The sequence below is a fragment of the Empedobacter sp. UBA7248 genome (assembly GCF_002472945.1).
Classification (GTDB): domain Bacteria; phylum Bacteroidota; class Bacteroidia; order Flavobacteriales; family Weeksellaceae; genus Empedobacter; species Empedobacter falsenii_C.
In genome coordinates this window covers 200,768-215,874 of record NZ_DKSU01000005.1, presented here as the reverse complement: position 1 = coordinate 215,874, position 15,107 = coordinate 200,768, and the positions used below count along the sequence as shown (strand labels likewise).

General features: G+C 30.3%; 14 protein-coding genes. 7 read left to right on the top strand and 7 right to left on the bottom strand.

Going from position 1 to position 15,107, the window contains the following annotated elements; genetic code table 11:
* Nucleotides 1–6: 6 nt before the first annotated feature.
* The 3 genes from B4A23_RS03360 to B4A23_RS03350 are packed head-to-tail and all read right to left on the bottom strand — an operon-like array spanning nt 7 to nt 2,793.
* A complete protein-coding gene (locus tag B4A23_RS03360; protein ID WP_291116848.1) occupies nt 7–825 on the bottom strand; it encodes a GIN domain-containing protein in 819 nt (272 codons plus the stop codon).
* Between the two features lie 11 nt (nt 826–836).
* Nucleotides 837–1,547 carry an ABC transporter ATP-binding protein gene (locus B4A23_RS03355; RefSeq protein WP_291116845.1) on the bottom strand — a complete coding sequence of 237 codons (711 nt, stop codon included), beginning with the start codon at nt 1,545–1,547 and terminating at the stop codon, nt 837–839.
* Nucleotides 1,548–1,551: 4 nt separating this feature from the next.
* Complete coding sequence (locus tag B4A23_RS03350) at nt 1,552–2,793, bottom strand: efflux RND transporter periplasmic adaptor subunit (RefSeq protein WP_291116842.1); 1,242 nt, start codon at nt 2,791–2,793, stop codon at nt 1,552–1,554.
* 191 nt (nt 2,794–2,984) lie between these two features.
* Between B4A23_RS03350 and B4A23_RS03345 the strand changes: the two genes are divergently transcribed.
* From B4A23_RS03345 to B4A23_RS03335, 3 genes are all read left to right on the top strand, one after another.
* Nucleotides 2,985–4,331 carry a sigma-54-dependent transcriptional regulator gene (locus B4A23_RS03345; protein WP_180906826.1) on the top strand — a complete coding sequence of 449 codons (1,347 nt, stop codon included), beginning with the start codon at nt 2,985–2,987 and terminating at the stop codon, nt 4,329–4,331.
* Complete coding sequence (locus B4A23_RS03340) at nt 4,331–5,653, top strand: sensor histidine kinase (RefSeq protein ID WP_291116839.1); 1,323 nt, start codon at nt 4,331–4,333, stop codon at nt 5,651–5,653. The genes B4A23_RS03345 and B4A23_RS03340 overlap by 1 nt, the downstream gene beginning before the upstream one ends.
* A 102-nt stretch (nt 5,654–5,755) precedes the next feature.
* Nucleotides 5,756–8,158, top strand: coding sequence for a heavy metal translocating P-type ATPase (locus B4A23_RS03335; protein WP_291116836.1), 2,403 nt, complete (start codon nt 5,756–5,758; stop codon nt 8,156–8,158).
* Nucleotides 8,159–8,214: 56 nt separating this feature from the next.
* On the opposite strand, the gene B4A23_RS03330 is transcribed toward B4A23_RS03335, so the two are convergent.
* The 3 genes from B4A23_RS03330 to fumC form a co-directional block, all read right to left on the bottom strand.
* Nucleotides 8,215–8,667: an RES family NAD+ phosphorylase gene (locus B4A23_RS03330; protein WP_291116833.1), complete on the bottom strand. Its 453-nt coding sequence runs from the start codon at nt 8,665–8,667 to the stop codon at nt 8,215–8,217.
* Nucleotides 8,668–8,669: 2 nt separating this feature from the next.
* On the bottom strand, nt 8,670–9,104 hold the full coding sequence (locus tag B4A23_RS03325; RefSeq protein WP_038334185.1) for an antitoxin Xre/MbcA/ParS toxin-binding domain-containing protein: 435 nt from the start codon (nt 9,102–9,104) through the stop codon (nt 8,670–8,672).
* Nucleotides 9,105–9,233: 129 nt separating this feature from the next.
* On the bottom strand, nt 9,234–10,631 hold the full coding sequence (fumC, locus tag B4A23_RS03320) for a class II fumarate hydratase (protein WP_291116830.1): 1,398 nt from the start codon (nt 10,629–10,631) through the stop codon (nt 9,234–9,236).
* Between the two features lie 136 nt (nt 10,632–10,767).
* Between fumC and B4A23_RS03315 the strand changes: the two genes are divergently transcribed.
* On the top strand, nt 10,768–10,974 hold the full coding sequence (locus B4A23_RS03315) for a hypothetical protein (RefSeq protein WP_038334195.1): 207 nt from the start codon (nt 10,768–10,770) through the stop codon (nt 10,972–10,974).
* A 49-nt stretch (nt 10,975–11,023) separates the two neighbouring features.
* Here the strand turns inward: B4A23_RS03315 and B4A23_RS03310 are convergent, their stop codons facing one another.
* Nucleotides 11,024–11,476 carry an SRPBCC family protein gene (locus tag B4A23_RS03310; RefSeq protein ID WP_280045602.1) on the bottom strand — a complete coding sequence of 151 codons (453 nt, stop codon included), beginning with the start codon at nt 11,474–11,476 and terminating at the stop codon, nt 11,024–11,026.
* 103 nt (nt 11,477–11,579) lie between these two features.
* On the opposite strand from B4A23_RS03310, the gene pafA reads away from it, so the two are divergent.
* From pafA to B4A23_RS03295, 3 genes are all read left to right on the top strand, one after another.
* Nucleotides 11,580–13,226 (top strand): alkaline phosphatase PafA, encoded by a 1,647-nt coding sequence (gene pafA, locus B4A23_RS03305; RefSeq protein ID WP_291116827.1) that lies wholly within the window; start codon nt 11,580–11,582, stop codon nt 13,224–13,226.
* A 266-nt stretch (nt 13,227–13,492) separates the two neighbouring features.
* Nucleotides 13,493–13,915 (top strand): transposase, encoded by a 423-nt coding sequence (locus B4A23_RS03300; RefSeq protein WP_286500482.1) that lies wholly within the window; start codon nt 13,493–13,495, stop codon nt 13,913–13,915.
* Between the two features lie 83 nt (nt 13,916–13,998).
* On the top strand, nt 13,999–15,060 hold the full coding sequence (locus tag B4A23_RS03295; protein WP_286500481.1) for a linear amide C-N hydrolase: 1,062 nt from the start codon (nt 13,999–14,001) through the stop codon (nt 15,058–15,060).
* The last annotated feature ends 47 nt before the right edge of the window (nt 15,061–15,107 follow it).

The following is a 15,107-nucleotide window of genomic DNA, read 5'->3' as shown; positions in this document are numbered from 1 at the left end:
TTCGAATTAATAAGAATCACCATTTTCATTCAAAACTTTAGAAAGCTTATCACGCTGAATTGTTATATCAGTTGGTAAACCTTTTATCGTAATCTTACTAGCCGTATTTGCATCTACTAAAAGTTTTTGTGAAACCCAACTTGTAATTGAAGAAGCATTATTTGCTATCAAATTTGCTCTTGCTGCATTCAGTTTTTTCAAGTCTGAAATGGATCCACTTGTCGCCTTTATATCTAATTGTTTAGTTTCTCCTTTCAAAGAAACTATTGCTCCATTTGAAATATTAATCGTTGTATTTTCTGAATTGATTTTTGATTCCCAAATAGATCCAGAACTCATTTTAGAAGTTATAGTTTTAGAGGTGATATTTCCATTCAATTGAGCACCAGACGACAAATCAATCTCTAAATAATCGGTTTTTAGAGATTTAAAAACGATTTGTGCTCCAGAAGTTTCTTTAATTCTCAACACATTTGATTTAAAATTATCTTCAAACGAAATTTTTGAGCCAGAAGTCATCGAAATCTTTTCTAAAGCTATACCATAAACACTTATATCAATCTTTGAAATTGTAACATTTGGTTGGTTTTTAGTATCTACATAAACTTCTAAAACATTATTTTTTGTACTTGTAATAATGTAATTTAAATTTTCTTTTTTATCTGTCTCGACAATTACTTTTGGAGAATCTGAGTTATAATAATTGATATTTACGCCTGATTTACCTATAATTTCGTTAAAATTTTCAATGTTCCTTGATTCTGTAACTTGAGCATTCAATAAGATTGTTGTCAAATTGAACAATAGAAGAATATAATTTTTCATGGTTTATCAATTTAAATTTTAGTTTTCTCAAAAACATTTACATTTTTCTGATTCATTTTTTCAGAAAGAATTTCACCATCTTTCATGATAATAATTTTATCAGAATAAGCCGCGTCATGAGCTGAATGCGTTACCATCAAAATTGTAGAACCTTGCGCATGTAAATCGGTCAAAAGCTCCATCACTTCATTTCCATTGATACTATCCAAATTTCCTGTTGGTTCATCAGCCAAAATTATTTTAGGATTAATCACCAAGGCTCTTGCAACTGCAACACGTTGTTGTTGACCACCAGAAAGTTGCTGTGGATAATGTTGTAAACGATGAACAATATTTAATTTTTCTGCAATTTCTTGTACTCGTTTTTTTCGTTCTGAGCTCGAAACTTTAGAATAAATCAAAGGCAATTCGATGTTATCATAAACTGATAATTCATCAATTAAGTTGAAATTTTGGAAAATAAATCCTATATTTTCTTTTCTAACTTGAGAACGTTTCGATTCGTTTGCATTAGACATTTCAAGATTATTCAACGCATAACTTCCTCCATTGAAAGAATCCAATAATCCAATAATATTCAATAATGTAGATTTTCCACAACCCGAAGGTCCCATGATGGAAATAAATTCTCCAGAATTGATTGTTAAATTAATCCCATTCAAAGCTTTTGTTTGAACATCTTCTGTAATAAATATTTTTGATAAGTTTTCTATTTTAATCATGATGTTATTTTTTTATTGTTAATTCTTGTACTTCTTTATAATCTTCGTAATTCGAAATAATTACTTTTTCATTTGTTTTTAATCCTGAAATCACTTCGTAAACACTCGGATTTTCACTACCTAATTCAATTTTTCTACGTATTGCTTTATCGTTATTGATAACAAAAATCCACTTCCCTTGTGTCGTTGTATAAAAGGATCCTTTCGGAATAACTAATTTCTTTTCTTTTTCGGATAAAATCAACTTTACTCCTACGGATAAACCTTCTTGTAAATTTTCAGGAATTTTATCAATAAATTCTAATTCTGTTTTAAATTTTCCACTTTTTATTTCTGGAGAAATCTTAGTCACTTTTACTTTTATGATTTTTCCTTTAATTTCGATTTGTCCATATTGATTTTCCTGTATTCGATCCAAATAATATTCATCTACCATTGCAACTAATTTATATCCGCTTAGAATATCCACTTTTCCAATACTTTTTCCTGCTTCTATTGATTGTCCTAATGTCGCTTCAAAAGAGCTTAAACGACCAGTTTCAGGCGCTAGAACCAAAAAATTTTGTTTGTTTTTTCGAAGTGTTACCAAACTTTTTTGCATGATAGATAAAGCTTCATTAATTTGTTTTAATTGAATCGAATTTGATTCACGTTCCTTAACCAAACTTTTCTGAATAATTGCTTTTCGTTCTTGCTGGTAGCGCATTTTTTCCTTTGTATTTTCCCATTCATTTTTCGCTAACACTTCCCTATCATACAGTTTTTGGTTCAATTCATAATCTAATTTTGATTGATTAAAATCGTGTTCAATTCCTACAAAATCCTTTGATAGATCCAATTCTTGATTCCGAATAGATAATTTTGCAACATTTAATTGATTCATTTGCTCGATAATTGCCGTTTCTTGTGTCAAAAAATTAAGTTCCGTATTCGGATTGTATAATCGTGCAATTGGCAAACCTTTTGTGACCATTTCTCCATTTTCTACAAATATTTCTTGAACAGAACCACCTTCTATCACATTGATAAAGATTGAATTAATTGGTTCTATTTGTGCCTGAAAAACAACAAAATCTTCAAAATAATCTTCAGAAACGTCTTTTATCATCAATTCATTTGCACTTACAGTTAAAGTTCGCGGTGGATTCATCAAATAAAAACTCGAACCACCTAAAATAATGGTCGTTGTAGCAATTATTCCGAGGCGTTTATATTTTTTATTTTTTTGATTGATTTTCGTATCCATTATTTATTAAATTTACCAAACAGCCGTTTATTTATGGTTATTTTACTAATTATCAATACGTAATAAATGTGCCTAAAATTTATAATTTCTTAAAGCGTTGAAATCAATTCTTTTAAAAAATTATATAAAAAATAGACTGTCCGAAAGCGAACACTTATTTGTTCAGAAACGGACACATGACAAAACTGAATATGAAGAAAACTTTAGCCACTATACTGATTTTAGACGATCAAGAAGAAATATTAATTGCAAGTCGTCTACTTTTGAAACGTCAATTCGAAACTATTATCACTTGTTCTGATCCTAAAAAGATTCCACAAATCTTGGTAGAAAATGAAATTGATGTTGTTTTAATGGACATGAATTTTAGAACAGGTTATGAAGATGGAAAAGAAGGAATTTTTTGGCTGAAAGAGATTCAACATGCGCAACCAAAAACGAAAGTAATTTTGATGACTTCCTATGGAAGTGTAGAAACTGCAGTTGAAGGTTTAAAATTGGGTGCGATTGATTATATTTTAAAACCTTGGGATAATGATAAGTTGGTTGATCTTATAAAAGAAGAGATAAAACAGCGTAGAAAATCGAAGCAAATAAAAGAATCGAAAGAAAATAAGTTTTTTTATGGAAATTCTCCGAGTATCGAAAAAGTGTATAAAATCACCAATAAAATTGCAAAAACTGATGCAACAATCTTAATTTTAGGTGAAAATGGAACAGGTAAATCAATTTTGGCAAAATCAATTCACGAAAATTCTACTCGAAATAATGAAAAATTTATTCATGTTGATTTAGGTTCTTTGAATGAGAATTTATTTGAAAGTGAGTTGTTTGGATATAAAAAAGGTGCGTTTACCGATGCGAAAGAAGATACAATTGGTCGATTTGAAGCTGCAAATAATGGAACGATTTTTTTAGATGAAATTGGAAATTTACCAAATCATTTGCAAGCAAAACTTTTGCAAGTCATTCAGAATAAAGAAATTATTCGTTTGGGAGAAAGTTCACCAAGAAAAGTTGATGTTCGTATAATTGTTGCTACGAATGTGAATCTTGAAAATTCAGTAAAAGAAGGTCATTTTAGAGAAGATTTATATTATCGAATCAATACAATTTCGGTTACAATGCCGAATCTTAGTGAACGAAAAGAAGATATTAAACCTTTGATTGATTATTTTTTAGAACTTTATGCTGATAAATATGAGGTCGAAAAACCAGTTATTAATGAACAAATTTTGTATCAATTAGAAAACTACGATTGGAACGGAAACATTCGAGAATTGCAAAATAGAATTGAACGTGCGGTTATTTTGGCTGAAGAAAATGAAATTACGATTGAAAATTTAGGTTTCACAACATTTATTCCTCAAAAAATTACAGATAATTCAAATAATTTGAACGAAATAGAGCGAAATAAAATTGTAGAACGTTTACATTTTTTTGAAGGAAATATTAGTAAAACAGCCGAAAATTTAGGTGTTTCTCGTGCTGCTTTATATCGAAAATTAGAAAAATATAACATTACGAATTATAAATAATGAAACGCAATTCTCTTATTTTTCAGTTAGTATTCAGAATACTTTTTTTAGCATTTGTTTTGTTTATGTTGGCTTTTATTGGAATCAAAAATTATTGGTTTTCATTTACATTTGTATGTATTATTACAATTGTTTCGATTACGGAAATAATTCATTTTTCTAAAAATTATCTTTCTAAAAATCAGAAAATTATAGATGCTTTATTGTACAATGACTTTAGCTTAAATATTAATCAAAATCAATATAAAAAAGACAATTCTGCATTAAAATTATATCATAAAATTAAAGAAGAACACGTTTTAAATTCGTCTAAAGAAATCATTTATCATCAATTATTGAATGCCGTTCCGTTTGGTTTTTTGATTCTTAAAAAAGAAGAAAATGATCGAAAAATTATATTTATCAATCATCATTTTCAACTAATATTTAGCGTTCCAAAATCAAGTTCGTGGAATTATCTAAAAAAATTGATTCCACAGTTTTGTGAAACTTTAGAAAATAAAGAATTTGATGATTTTAAAAGTACAATTGACATACAAATTAATGATGAAGAGCGACAAACTTATCTGATTCAGAACACAAAAACGTTGATTGCGCATGATGAATATGCGATTATTTTTATCGATTCGATTCAACGTGTGATTGATTCCACTGAAAAAGAGGCTTGGATGAATATTATGAAAGTCATTGCGCATGAAATTATCAATTCTTTGACGCCGATTTATTCATTAGCAAATACCACAAAAACTTATTTTGAAACTGACAATTTAGATAAGAATGATTATGATGATATTCGTTTGAGTTTAGACACAATTATGAATAGAAGTCAGCATTTACAGACGTTTGTAGAGCAATATCGTCAATTAACTATGTTACCAAATCCTGTTAAATCGATACAAAATTTATATGAAATTGTCCAAGGAATTGAACAATCTTTTTCGGCTGAATTTCATCAAAAAAATATTGTTTTTCAGAATTTAATTCCACAAAATATTGAAGTTGAAATTGATCGTATCTTATTTGAACAAGTTTTGATTAACTTAATCAAAAATGCGATTTATTCATTAGAAAATGTAGAAACTAAATCTATTGAAATTTCATCGAAACAAACTGATAATCGATTGCAAATTATTATTCAAGATTCTGGACAATTGATTGATGAAGAAATCATTTCCAAAATATTTTTACCTTTTTATACAACTCGAAAAGATGGTGCAGGAATTGGCTTAACACTTTCCAAAAACATTATAGAAGCGCACAAAGGTTATTTGTATTATCAACAAAATGATGGTGTAAAACGTTTTAATATAATTTTAAAGTAACTGAAGAAGCTGAACAATTGGTAAAAAGTGTAACTTTAACTTCTAATTATATAATACTTTCTCGCCATAATCTTTGGAAATTTGTCCTAGAAAATTACTGTTATGAATGCACAAACACTTACTATACCGATTATCAATTTGAATTCAGAAAAAGATGTTGAACTCATCAATAAATTACTTTCTGAAATAGAAAATCTTGATGAATATACTGTGAATTTAGATGCTAAAACGATTAACGTTTCGGCAAAAAAATTATGGAAAGTTTCCCCTAAAATCTATGAAACTTTAAAGCAAAATAACTTCAAAATAGATTCTGTCGAAAAATCTTATCCCGTTCTCAATATGACGTGTGCTTCGTGTGCGAGTAGTTCTCAAGCGAATCTTAATCGTCAGTTGGGTGTCGTAAATGCAGAAGTGAATTATGGAAATGGAATGGGAAAAATCGAGTATATTCCTACTCTTGTTTCTCCAGAAAATTTGAAAAATGCTTTAGTAGAAGTTGGATATGATTTGGTGATTGATGAGTCTAAAAATCAAGATGAAGAAATAGAACAACTTCACGAAGAAAAATACAAAACGCTGAAAAATAGAGTAATTTGGGCTTTAATTTTTGGAGTTCCTTTATTTATTGTTGGAATGTTTTTTATGGATATGCCTTACGGAAATTACATTATGTGGGCATTTTCTACGCCAATTCTTTTCATTTTTGGACAACAATTTTTCGTAGGTGCTTGGAAACAATTGAAAAATAAATCGGCTAATATGGACACTTTAGTCGCGCTAAGCACTAGTGTTGCTTATATTTTTAGTGTTTTCAATACATTGTTTCCAGAGTATTGGCACAGCAAAGGTTTGCATGCGCATCCTTATTTTGAAGCTGCTGGTTTAATCATCGTTTTTATCTTGATTGGTAAATTGATGGAAGAACGTGCTAAAGGAAATACTTCCGAAGCGATCAAGAAATTAATCGGTTTACAACCTAATACTGTGTTGGTTGTGAAAGATGGAAATCAAGTTGAAGTAAAAATTGAAGATGTACAAATTGGCGATTTGATTGTTGCAAAACCTGGAGATAAAATTGCAGTTGATGGAATTATTGTTTCGGGAGAATCTTTTATCGATGAAAGTTCGTTGACAGGAGAACCAATTCCAGTTGAAAAAGGAATTGATGCGAATGTTTTTTCAGGAACTTTAAACCAAAACTCTCCTATTCAATATAAAGCCTTGAAAGTAGGGAATGATACACTTTTGGCTCAAATTATTCAATCGGTTAAAAATGCACAAGGAAGTAAAGCGCCAGTTCAACAATTAGTAGACAAAATTGCAGGTGTTTTTGTTCCGATTGTAATTATTATTGCAATTCTAACGTTTATTACTTGGTTAGTTTTAGGTCAAGAAAATGCTTTTACAATGGCACTTTTATCAATGATTACTGTGCTTGTTATTGCTTGTCCGTGTGCGCTTGGATTGGCAACTCCTACTGCGATTATGGTTGGAATGGGAAAAGGTGCTGAGCAAGGAATTTTGATCAAAAATGCCGAAAGTTTAGAATTAGCGAAGAAAATTGATACAATTATTTTAGATAAAACAGGAACAATTACAGAAGGAAAACCGAAAGTACAAGAATTGATTTGGTTTGATGATTATGCTAAGAATGTGCTTTATACAATCGAAAATAATTCGCAACATCCTTTGGCAAAAGCGATTACAGAACATATTGGAAAACAAGATATTTTACCTGAACTAAAAATTGAAGATATATCTGGAAAAGGATTGAAAGCTAATATTTTAAATGACACTTATTATGTTGGAAAAACAAGTTGGATTACTGAATTAAATATTCAAATTGATGAAAATGTAAAACAAGCTATTCAAGATTTTGCGACTAAAAATTATACAACTTCTTTCTTTGGAAATGATGAAAAAGTTTTGGGATTAATTGGAATTTCTGATGAAATAAAAACAACATCTGTTGAAGCTATTAAAGCTTTTCATGAAAAAGGAATTGAAGTTTGGATGGTAACTGGTGACAACGAATTCTCGGCAAATGCGATTGCTAAACAAGTCGGAATTGATCAAGTTGTAGCAAATGCTTTACCAAATGATAAAATGAATATTATCAAAGATTTGCAACAAAAAGGAAAAGTTGTCGCAATGGTTGGTGATGGAATTAATGATAGTGCAGCGTTGGCTCAGGCAGATGTTTCGATTGCAATGGGTAATGGTTCTGATATTGCGATTGATGTGGCAGAAGTTACGTTGATTGGAGGAGATTTGACAAAAATCGATCATGCGATCAATCTTTCAACGCAGACTGTCAAAACAATTCATCAAAATTTATTTTGGGCATTTATTTACAATGTAATCGGAATTCCAATTGCTGCTGGAGTCCTTTATCCAATTAATGGATTTTTGTTAGATCCTATGATTGCTGGTGCTGCAATGGCTTTGAGTAGTGTAAGTGTTGTAACAAATAGTTTATTGTTAAAGTATAAAAAGATTTAATAATCTCTAAAATATTCATAAAAAAATCGACTAAATATTTAGTCGATTTTTTTGTTTTATAATAAACGATCATCCCAATTATAATCTTCTAATTCTTTGATTTTAACCTTCGAAGTAAAATCAGGATGTTTTGTATTTATTAAATAATTATACTCTTTTGGAATAATTGACGATGGAACTTTCATGACCAAATATTTAAAATCTTGATACCAAGCAGAACCAATTTCTTGTAACTCGGGATAAGCCTCTACAGATTGCCAATTTTTAGGTAATTTAGGCTTCTTAATTTCATAAATCTCATCTTCTTCGCAGTCAATTTCTATCACTAATAATTTGTACGAATTATCAATGCTAATAGAACTTCGATGCACCACCAATTCTAAGGTTGAGAGCGCACGAGAACTTCCTGTGTAAATAACAAATTCATCATTTTTATTCCATCTGTTGGCAACTCCAGAAGCTTGTAATGATTTTGAATATCTCGCTTTACGAATATTGAAAACTAACATTATTACACGTTTTCTCCGTACTCTATCGCAGTTAAACGATTATCGATAAATTTGAGACCTGAAACTGTATCAAGAAAATCTGCTGGCGATTTTTTATCTAACAAAACATTAGGCGTTGTTAACCATTTCTCGAAATCATCTTTTGTATTGAAAACCTCCAAACCGTGCTTGTATAAAGAAATCAATAAAACAATATGCTCTTTTGTATTGTCTTTTAAAGAAACATCTTTCGTTTTGTAATTTCTGTATGTACGCGTTGTGATATTTAACCAACTTGAGATTATTTCGTCTTTTAATGTTGATAATTCATCAAGATATTGAATGTATTTTTGATCAATATTATAACGATTTACATAAAAATAAACACTCGTAAAATCTCTTACTTCAGGGATTTCATTTATGATTTGTTCGTATTTTTTTAGTTTAACAGTTGCCATAATTTTAAACTTTTACTAAAGTTACAATTTTTCCTCTTAAGAAAGGAACTTTTTCTCAAATTTAAATAAATTTAACAAAAAAAGAGGTTACCTAAGCAACCTCTCTGTGATATAATGATTTAAAATTTCTTATTTCAAAGAACCAACCATATCTTCAGGTTTTACCCATTCGTCAAATTGTTCGGCAGTTACATATCCTAATGCGATTGCAGTTTCTTTTAACGTAGAGTTATTTTTATGAGCTGTTTGAGCAATTTCAGCAGCTTTGTAGTAACCAATTTTTGTATTAAGCGCTGTAACTAACATTAATGAATTATCAACTAATTCTTTGATACGAGCGTAATTTGGTTCAATTCCTTGTGCACAATGCTCATCAAAAGACACACAAGCATCTCCTAATAAACGTGCAGATTGCAAGAAGTTTGCAGCCATAACTGGTTTGAAAACATTCAATTCGTAATGACCTTGAGTTCCTCCAATTGTAATCGCAACATCGTTACCCATAACTTGAGCAGCAACCATTGTTAACGCCTCACATTGAGTAGGATTTACTTTACCTGGCATGATAGAAGATCCTGGTTCGTTTTCTGGAATGATAATTTCTCCAATACCAGAACGAGGCCCAGAAGCTAACATACGAACGTCATTCGCAATTTTGTTTAAAGAAACAGCTAATTGTTTCAAAGCTCCGTGAGTTTCTACGATTGCATCGTGAGCAGCTAATGCTTCGAATTTATTTTCTGCTGTTACAAATGGATGTCCTGTAAATTCAGCAATGTATTTAGCAACTAAAACATCGTATCCTTCAGGCGTGTTAAGACCTGTACCTACAGCAGTTCCTCCTAAAGCAACTTCAGATAAATGCTCTAATGTATTTCTTAAAGCTTTTAAACCGTGGTTTAATTGAGCTACGTATCCAGAAATTTCTTGACCTAATGTTAATGGCGTTGCATCCATTAAGTGTGTACGACCAATTTTTACAACAGATTTAAATTCTTCTGCTTTTTTAGCTAACGTATCACGTAATTGTTCAACACCTGGAATTGTTACTTCAACAACAGCTTTGTAAGCAGCAATGTGCATACCTGTTGGGAAAGTATCATTAGAAGATTGAGATTTGTTAACGTCGTCATTCGCTTTAAGAACTGGTTCACCTTCTCCAATTTTGAATCCAGCTAAAACTTGTGCACGATTAGCAACAACTTCATTAACATTCATATTAGATTGAGTTCCTGAACCTGTTTGCCAGATTACTAAAGGAAATTGATCATCTAATTTTCCTGCTAAGATTTCGTCACATACAGCAGCAATAGCATCACGTTTTTCAACTGGTAAAACACCTAATTCAGCATTTGCATAAGCAGCAGCTTTCTTAAGATAAGCGAAACCTTCTACAATTTCGTGAGGCATAGAAGCCGCAGGACCAATTTTAAAGTTGTTACGAGAACGTTCTGTTTGAGCACCCCAATATTTATCTGCAGGAACTTTTACTTCCCCCATGGTGTCTTTCTCAATTCTGTATTCCATTTTGGTATTTTTTATTATTTATATATTGTTTACTTATCTCACAAATTTAAGAAATCGTTTGATGAAAGAAAAGTGATTAATGTTAGTATTTCTATAAATTTTATTTACTAAGTTTGTATCACATAAAAATAAAATCATGATTCAATTTTTAGGTTTCTTATTATTCTTAACAATCGCTTTATGCGGATTCTGGGGTATCATCTTTTTTGCAACGATGGCTATTTCTTGGATTCCATTTTGGGTTGCGAATTTAAGAAAAGAAAAAGCAGGAATAGTAACAGCAGAAGATCCTCGTCCGATTTTACCAAATCAAGAAGGAATCACAGTATTATTCAAAAAATAATAAGCTGTAAAAAAAATTAAAAGGAACTTGACGAAGTTCCTTTTTTTATTTATTCTACTTTCGAATCTTCTTCATAATTTCCTTCCAAATAATTTTTCAAACTAATTCGGATAATTTCTGTCCAACCAGCTTCAAAACTTTCGCGCGAAAAATTCTTATCATCAGGCGGAAAAGTTTCAATTCCTTCATGAATCAGCGTTAATTTTGTTTGCGGAACAATTTCATCTGTTAATTCATCCAAAATAAATGTAACAATAGAATTTCCTTCGTAAACAGGATATTTCCATGTATAAGCTAATAATTTAGTTGGCTCTACTTCTACTATTTTACAATGATGTAAATACGATCCACCATAAAATTCAAACTCAAATCCAACTTCTGGAACAAACTTCTCAATATCAAAATACCATTTATCAAAAGCAGCTTTTGTTGTTAAGGCATTCCACACTTTGTCAATTGAAACATCAAAAATTTCTACTATTTCTACAGGCTTTGCACTCATACTCTATTTTTTTATGATTTTGTTTAATTTACTAATTTTTTAATTATTATTTAAATTTAGCCCAAAATTTAATTGTTACATTTGCTATTGTAAAATTTTTAAAATGAAATTTAATAAGACTTTTTTAAGTGTTTTAGGATTATTTGCCGGTCTTTCGCTATATGCGCAACAAGAGGTTAGCCGTCCAAAACTAGTAGTTGGTATCGTTGTCGATCAAATGCGATGGGATTATTTATATCGTTACCAAGATAGATATTCTACAGGAGGTTTCAATCGTATGTTAAACGAAGGTTTTAGCAACGAAAATACCTATATCCCTTATATACCTACTTATACAGCTATCGGTCATAGTACTATTTATACGGGTTCTGTACCTGCTATTCATGGAATTGCGGGGAACGATTTTATCATTCAAGCAACAGGACAAGAAATGTATTGTACGCAAGATGACGCTGTAAATGGTGTTGGAACTTCTTCAAAAGCTGGAAAAATGTCTCCAAAAAACTTGTTGACATCTACAGTTACTGATCAATTAAAATTAGCAACAAATTTTCGTTCAAAAGTATATGGAGTTTCGTTAAAAGATCGTGGAGGAATATTACCTGCAGGTCATTTTGCTGATGCTGCTTTTTGGTTTGAGGGGGAATCAGGAAATTGGGTTTCGAGTACATTTTATATGAATGAGTTGCCAAAATGGTTACAAAAATTCAATGATAAAAAAGTTGCTGAAAAATATTTAGACAAATGGAATACACTTTATCCAATTGACACGTATGTACAAAGTGAAAAAGATGGAAATCCATACCGCGAAAATTATAAAGGATTGGATAAAATGAAATTTCCTTATGATTTGAAAGCGTTGAAAAAAGACAATGGTTTAGGTTTGATTCGTTCTACTCCTTTCGGAAATTCGTTGACAAAAGATATCGCAATCGAAATTATTGATAACGAAAAATTGGGTCAAAACGAGAAAGGAATTACAGATTTCTTAGCGGTTAGTTTCTCTTCTACTGATTATGTTGGACATCAATTTTCTCCAAATACAATCGAAGCTGAGGATACTTATTTACGTTTAGATAAAGATTTGGAACAATTATTTAATCATTTAGATCAAAAAGTTGGAAAAGGACAATATTTAGTTTTCCTAACTGCTGATCATGGTGGAGCTCATAATCCAAAGTATTTCCAAGATAAAAAAGGTAATGCAGGATACTTTCCAACAGGAGAAGTAAAAAAAGCATTGAACGCTAAATTACAAGAGAAATTCAAATCTACTGATATTGTACGCTCATTGACAAATTATCAAGTTCATTTGAATTATCAAACAATCGAACAAAATAAATTAGACGAAGAAGATATCAAAGAAGAAATCGTAAAATTTATGCAAAAAGTTGATGGCGTTTCTTTCGTAGCTGATATGGATAAAATTGGAGAAGCTTCTATTCCTGCAATTATCAAAGAACGAATGGTTAATGGTTTCAATCGTAAACGTAGCGGTGCTATTACTTATATTTTAGAACCACAATGGTATGGCGGAAAACAAAATGCTGGAGGGACAACGCACGGAACTTGGGGTTCTTACGATGCTCACATTCCATTTGTTTTGATGGGTTGGGGAATAAAACACGGTAAAAATAATAACCGTGTTTATATGACAGACATCGCTCCTACAGTTGCAGCTTTGCTACATATAGAAGAGCCAAACGGAAATATTGGCGAGCCAGTTTCTGAAGTAACAAATCCAAAATAATCTTACAAAAGATAATTCTAAAAACGCAACTTAATTAGTTGCGTTTTTTTTGTTACTATAATTATTATTTATTCTATTTCAATTATTTACTTTTTAGAATTAAAGAAATTAACGATTAATATCTATTACGTAATATTAGTAAATCAGGAATTTATATCATTGATAATGAAAAAAATATAAATAAGAGGGATTAATGAGGGATTTGTTTTAGAGGATAAATCAACATTTTTCGTTGATTTGTAATAGAACGTAATTATTACAAGATCATGAAAAATTTTAGAGAAATACATATTGGTAGTTTTATTAAGAATGTTGTTCAAGTAAAAGAAATAGATACTGGAAGAATCTTAAATTTCTTTAAATGTCAAGAAAATCAAATTGAGGAAATGTATAACAAATCAAGTTTAGATTCCGATTTAATTCTTCGATGGTCGAAGTTATTAGAATATGATTTGTTTAGATTATATTCTCAACATCTCATGTTGTATAGTCCTGTTATAACGAATAAAACCAATAAAAAAACAAATGATAATTCGTTGCCAAAATTCAGAAAGAATATTTACACCAAAGAGGTTATTGATTTTATTTTAGATCAGATTAAAAATGAAAAAATGAGTAAGAGAGAAATTATAGAACGTTATAATATTCCAAAAACAACATTATATAAATGGATAATTAAATACAATTAATTCTAATATTCTGCACAATATTAGTAAAAGAGTATAATTTTCTCCAATTAAATTAATAATTTTAACAATCTAAATACATCATAATGAAAAAGACTTTTTTAAGTAAATTAACTTTGACATTATTCTCTACCAACCTATTTTTTTTATTATCTCCACAAGTAGATGCATGCACAAGAGTTGTCTATAAAGGTCCAGAAAATACTGTAATCACAGCTCGTTCTATGGATTGGAAAGATGAAATTGATGCAAATATTTGGGTTTTTCCTAGAGGTCTAGATCGATCTGGTAATGTCGGAAATGCTTCGGAAAAATGGACTTCAAAATACGGAAGTGTAATTGCAAGTGCTTGGGATATTGCGACAACAGATGGCATGAACGAAAAAGGACTTGTTGCAAATGTTTTGTGGTTAGTAGAAAGTCAGTATCCGCAATTTAATCCAAAAGGAACAAAACCAGGTGTTACAATTGCAGCTTGGGCTCAATATGTTTTAGATAATTATGCTACAGTAAAAGAAGCTGTGGATGATTTGAGAAAAGAAAAATTTGTAATTGTTTCTGATTACATTCCAGGTACTCAAAAATTTACAACTTTACATCTTTCAATTTCTGATGCAAATGGAGACAATGCAATTTTCGAATATGTAAATGGTAAATTGAAAATACACCACGATCCATCTTATACAGTAATGACAAATTCTCCAGTTTTTGATGAGCAATTAGCAATTAATCAATATTGGAAAGGAATTCCAGGAACAATCATGTTACCAGGAACTAACAGAGCTGCTGACCGTTACGTAAGAGCATCATATTACATAAATGCGATTCCACAAACCGCTGATACTCGTACTTCTATTGCAAGTGTTTTTAGTGTTATTAGAAATGTATCGGTTCCGTTAGGAATTTCTTCAGAAGCAGAACCTAACATATCATCTACAAGATGGAGATCAGTTTCTGATCATAAAAATCTTGTTTATTACTTTGAAACTACAAAAACTCCAAATACATTTTGGGTTGATTTAAAGAAAATTGATTTTAGTAAAAGTGCAAAAACAAAACGATTAAGCGTTAGCAAAAATGAAACATATGCTGGCGAAACTTCACAACTTTTTAGTGATGCAAAACCATTTACATTTGTTGGAATTTAGATCTAAAAATTAATCAATATTTTTTTGCCAAATTATTCTAAATCAAC

Excerpts from the sequence above, each read along its gene's own strand:
- pafA (WP_291116827.1), top strand. The coding sequence starts at position 11,580 with ATGAAATTTAATAAGACTTTTTTAAGTGTTTTAGGATTATTTGCCGGT.
- B4A23_RS03295 (WP_286500481.1), top strand. The coding sequence starts at position 13,999 with ATGAAAAAGACTTTTTTAAGTAAATTAACTTTGACATTATTCTCTACC.
- B4A23_RS03345 (WP_180906826.1), top strand. The coding sequence starts at position 2,985 with ATGAAGAAAACTTTAGCCACTATACTGATTTTAGACGATCAAGAAGAA.
- B4A23_RS03355 (WP_291116845.1), bottom strand. The coding sequence starts at position 1,547 with ATGATTAAAATAGAAAACTTATCAAAAATATTTATTACAGAAGATGTT.
- B4A23_RS03310 (WP_280045602.1), bottom strand. The coding sequence starts at position 11,476 with ATGAGTGCAAAGCCTGTAGAAATAGTAGAAATTTTTGATGTTTCAATT.
- B4A23_RS03335 (WP_291116836.1), top strand. The coding sequence starts at position 5,756 with ATGAATGCACAAACACTTACTATACCGATTATCAATTTGAATTCAGAA.
- B4A23_RS03350 (WP_291116842.1), bottom strand. The coding sequence starts at position 2,793 with ATGGATACGAAAATCAATCAAAAAAATAAAAAATATAAACGCCTCGGA.
- B4A23_RS03360 (WP_291116848.1), bottom strand. The coding sequence starts at position 825 with ATGAAAAATTATATTCTTCTATTGTTCAATTTGACAACAATCTTATTG.
- fumC (WP_291116830.1), bottom strand. The coding sequence starts at position 10,631 with ATGGAATACAGAATTGAGAAAGACACCATGGGGGAAGTAAAAGTTCCT.
- B4A23_RS03315 (WP_038334195.1), top strand. The coding sequence starts at position 10,768 with ATGATTCAATTTTTAGGTTTCTTATTATTCTTAACAATCGCTTTATGC.
- B4A23_RS03330 (WP_291116833.1), bottom strand. The coding sequence starts at position 8,667 with ATGTTAGTTTTCAATATTCGTAAAGCGAGATATTCAAAATCATTACAA.
- B4A23_RS03300 (WP_286500482.1), top strand. The coding sequence starts at position 13,493 with ATGAAAAATTTTAGAGAAATACATATTGGTAGTTTTATTAAGAATGTT.
- B4A23_RS03325 (WP_038334185.1), bottom strand. The coding sequence starts at position 9,104 with ATGGCAACTGTTAAACTAAAAAAATACGAACAAATCATAAATGAAATC.
- B4A23_RS03340 (WP_291116839.1), top strand. The coding sequence starts at position 4,331 with ATGAAACGCAATTCTCTTATTTTTCAGTTAGTATTCAGAATACTTTTT.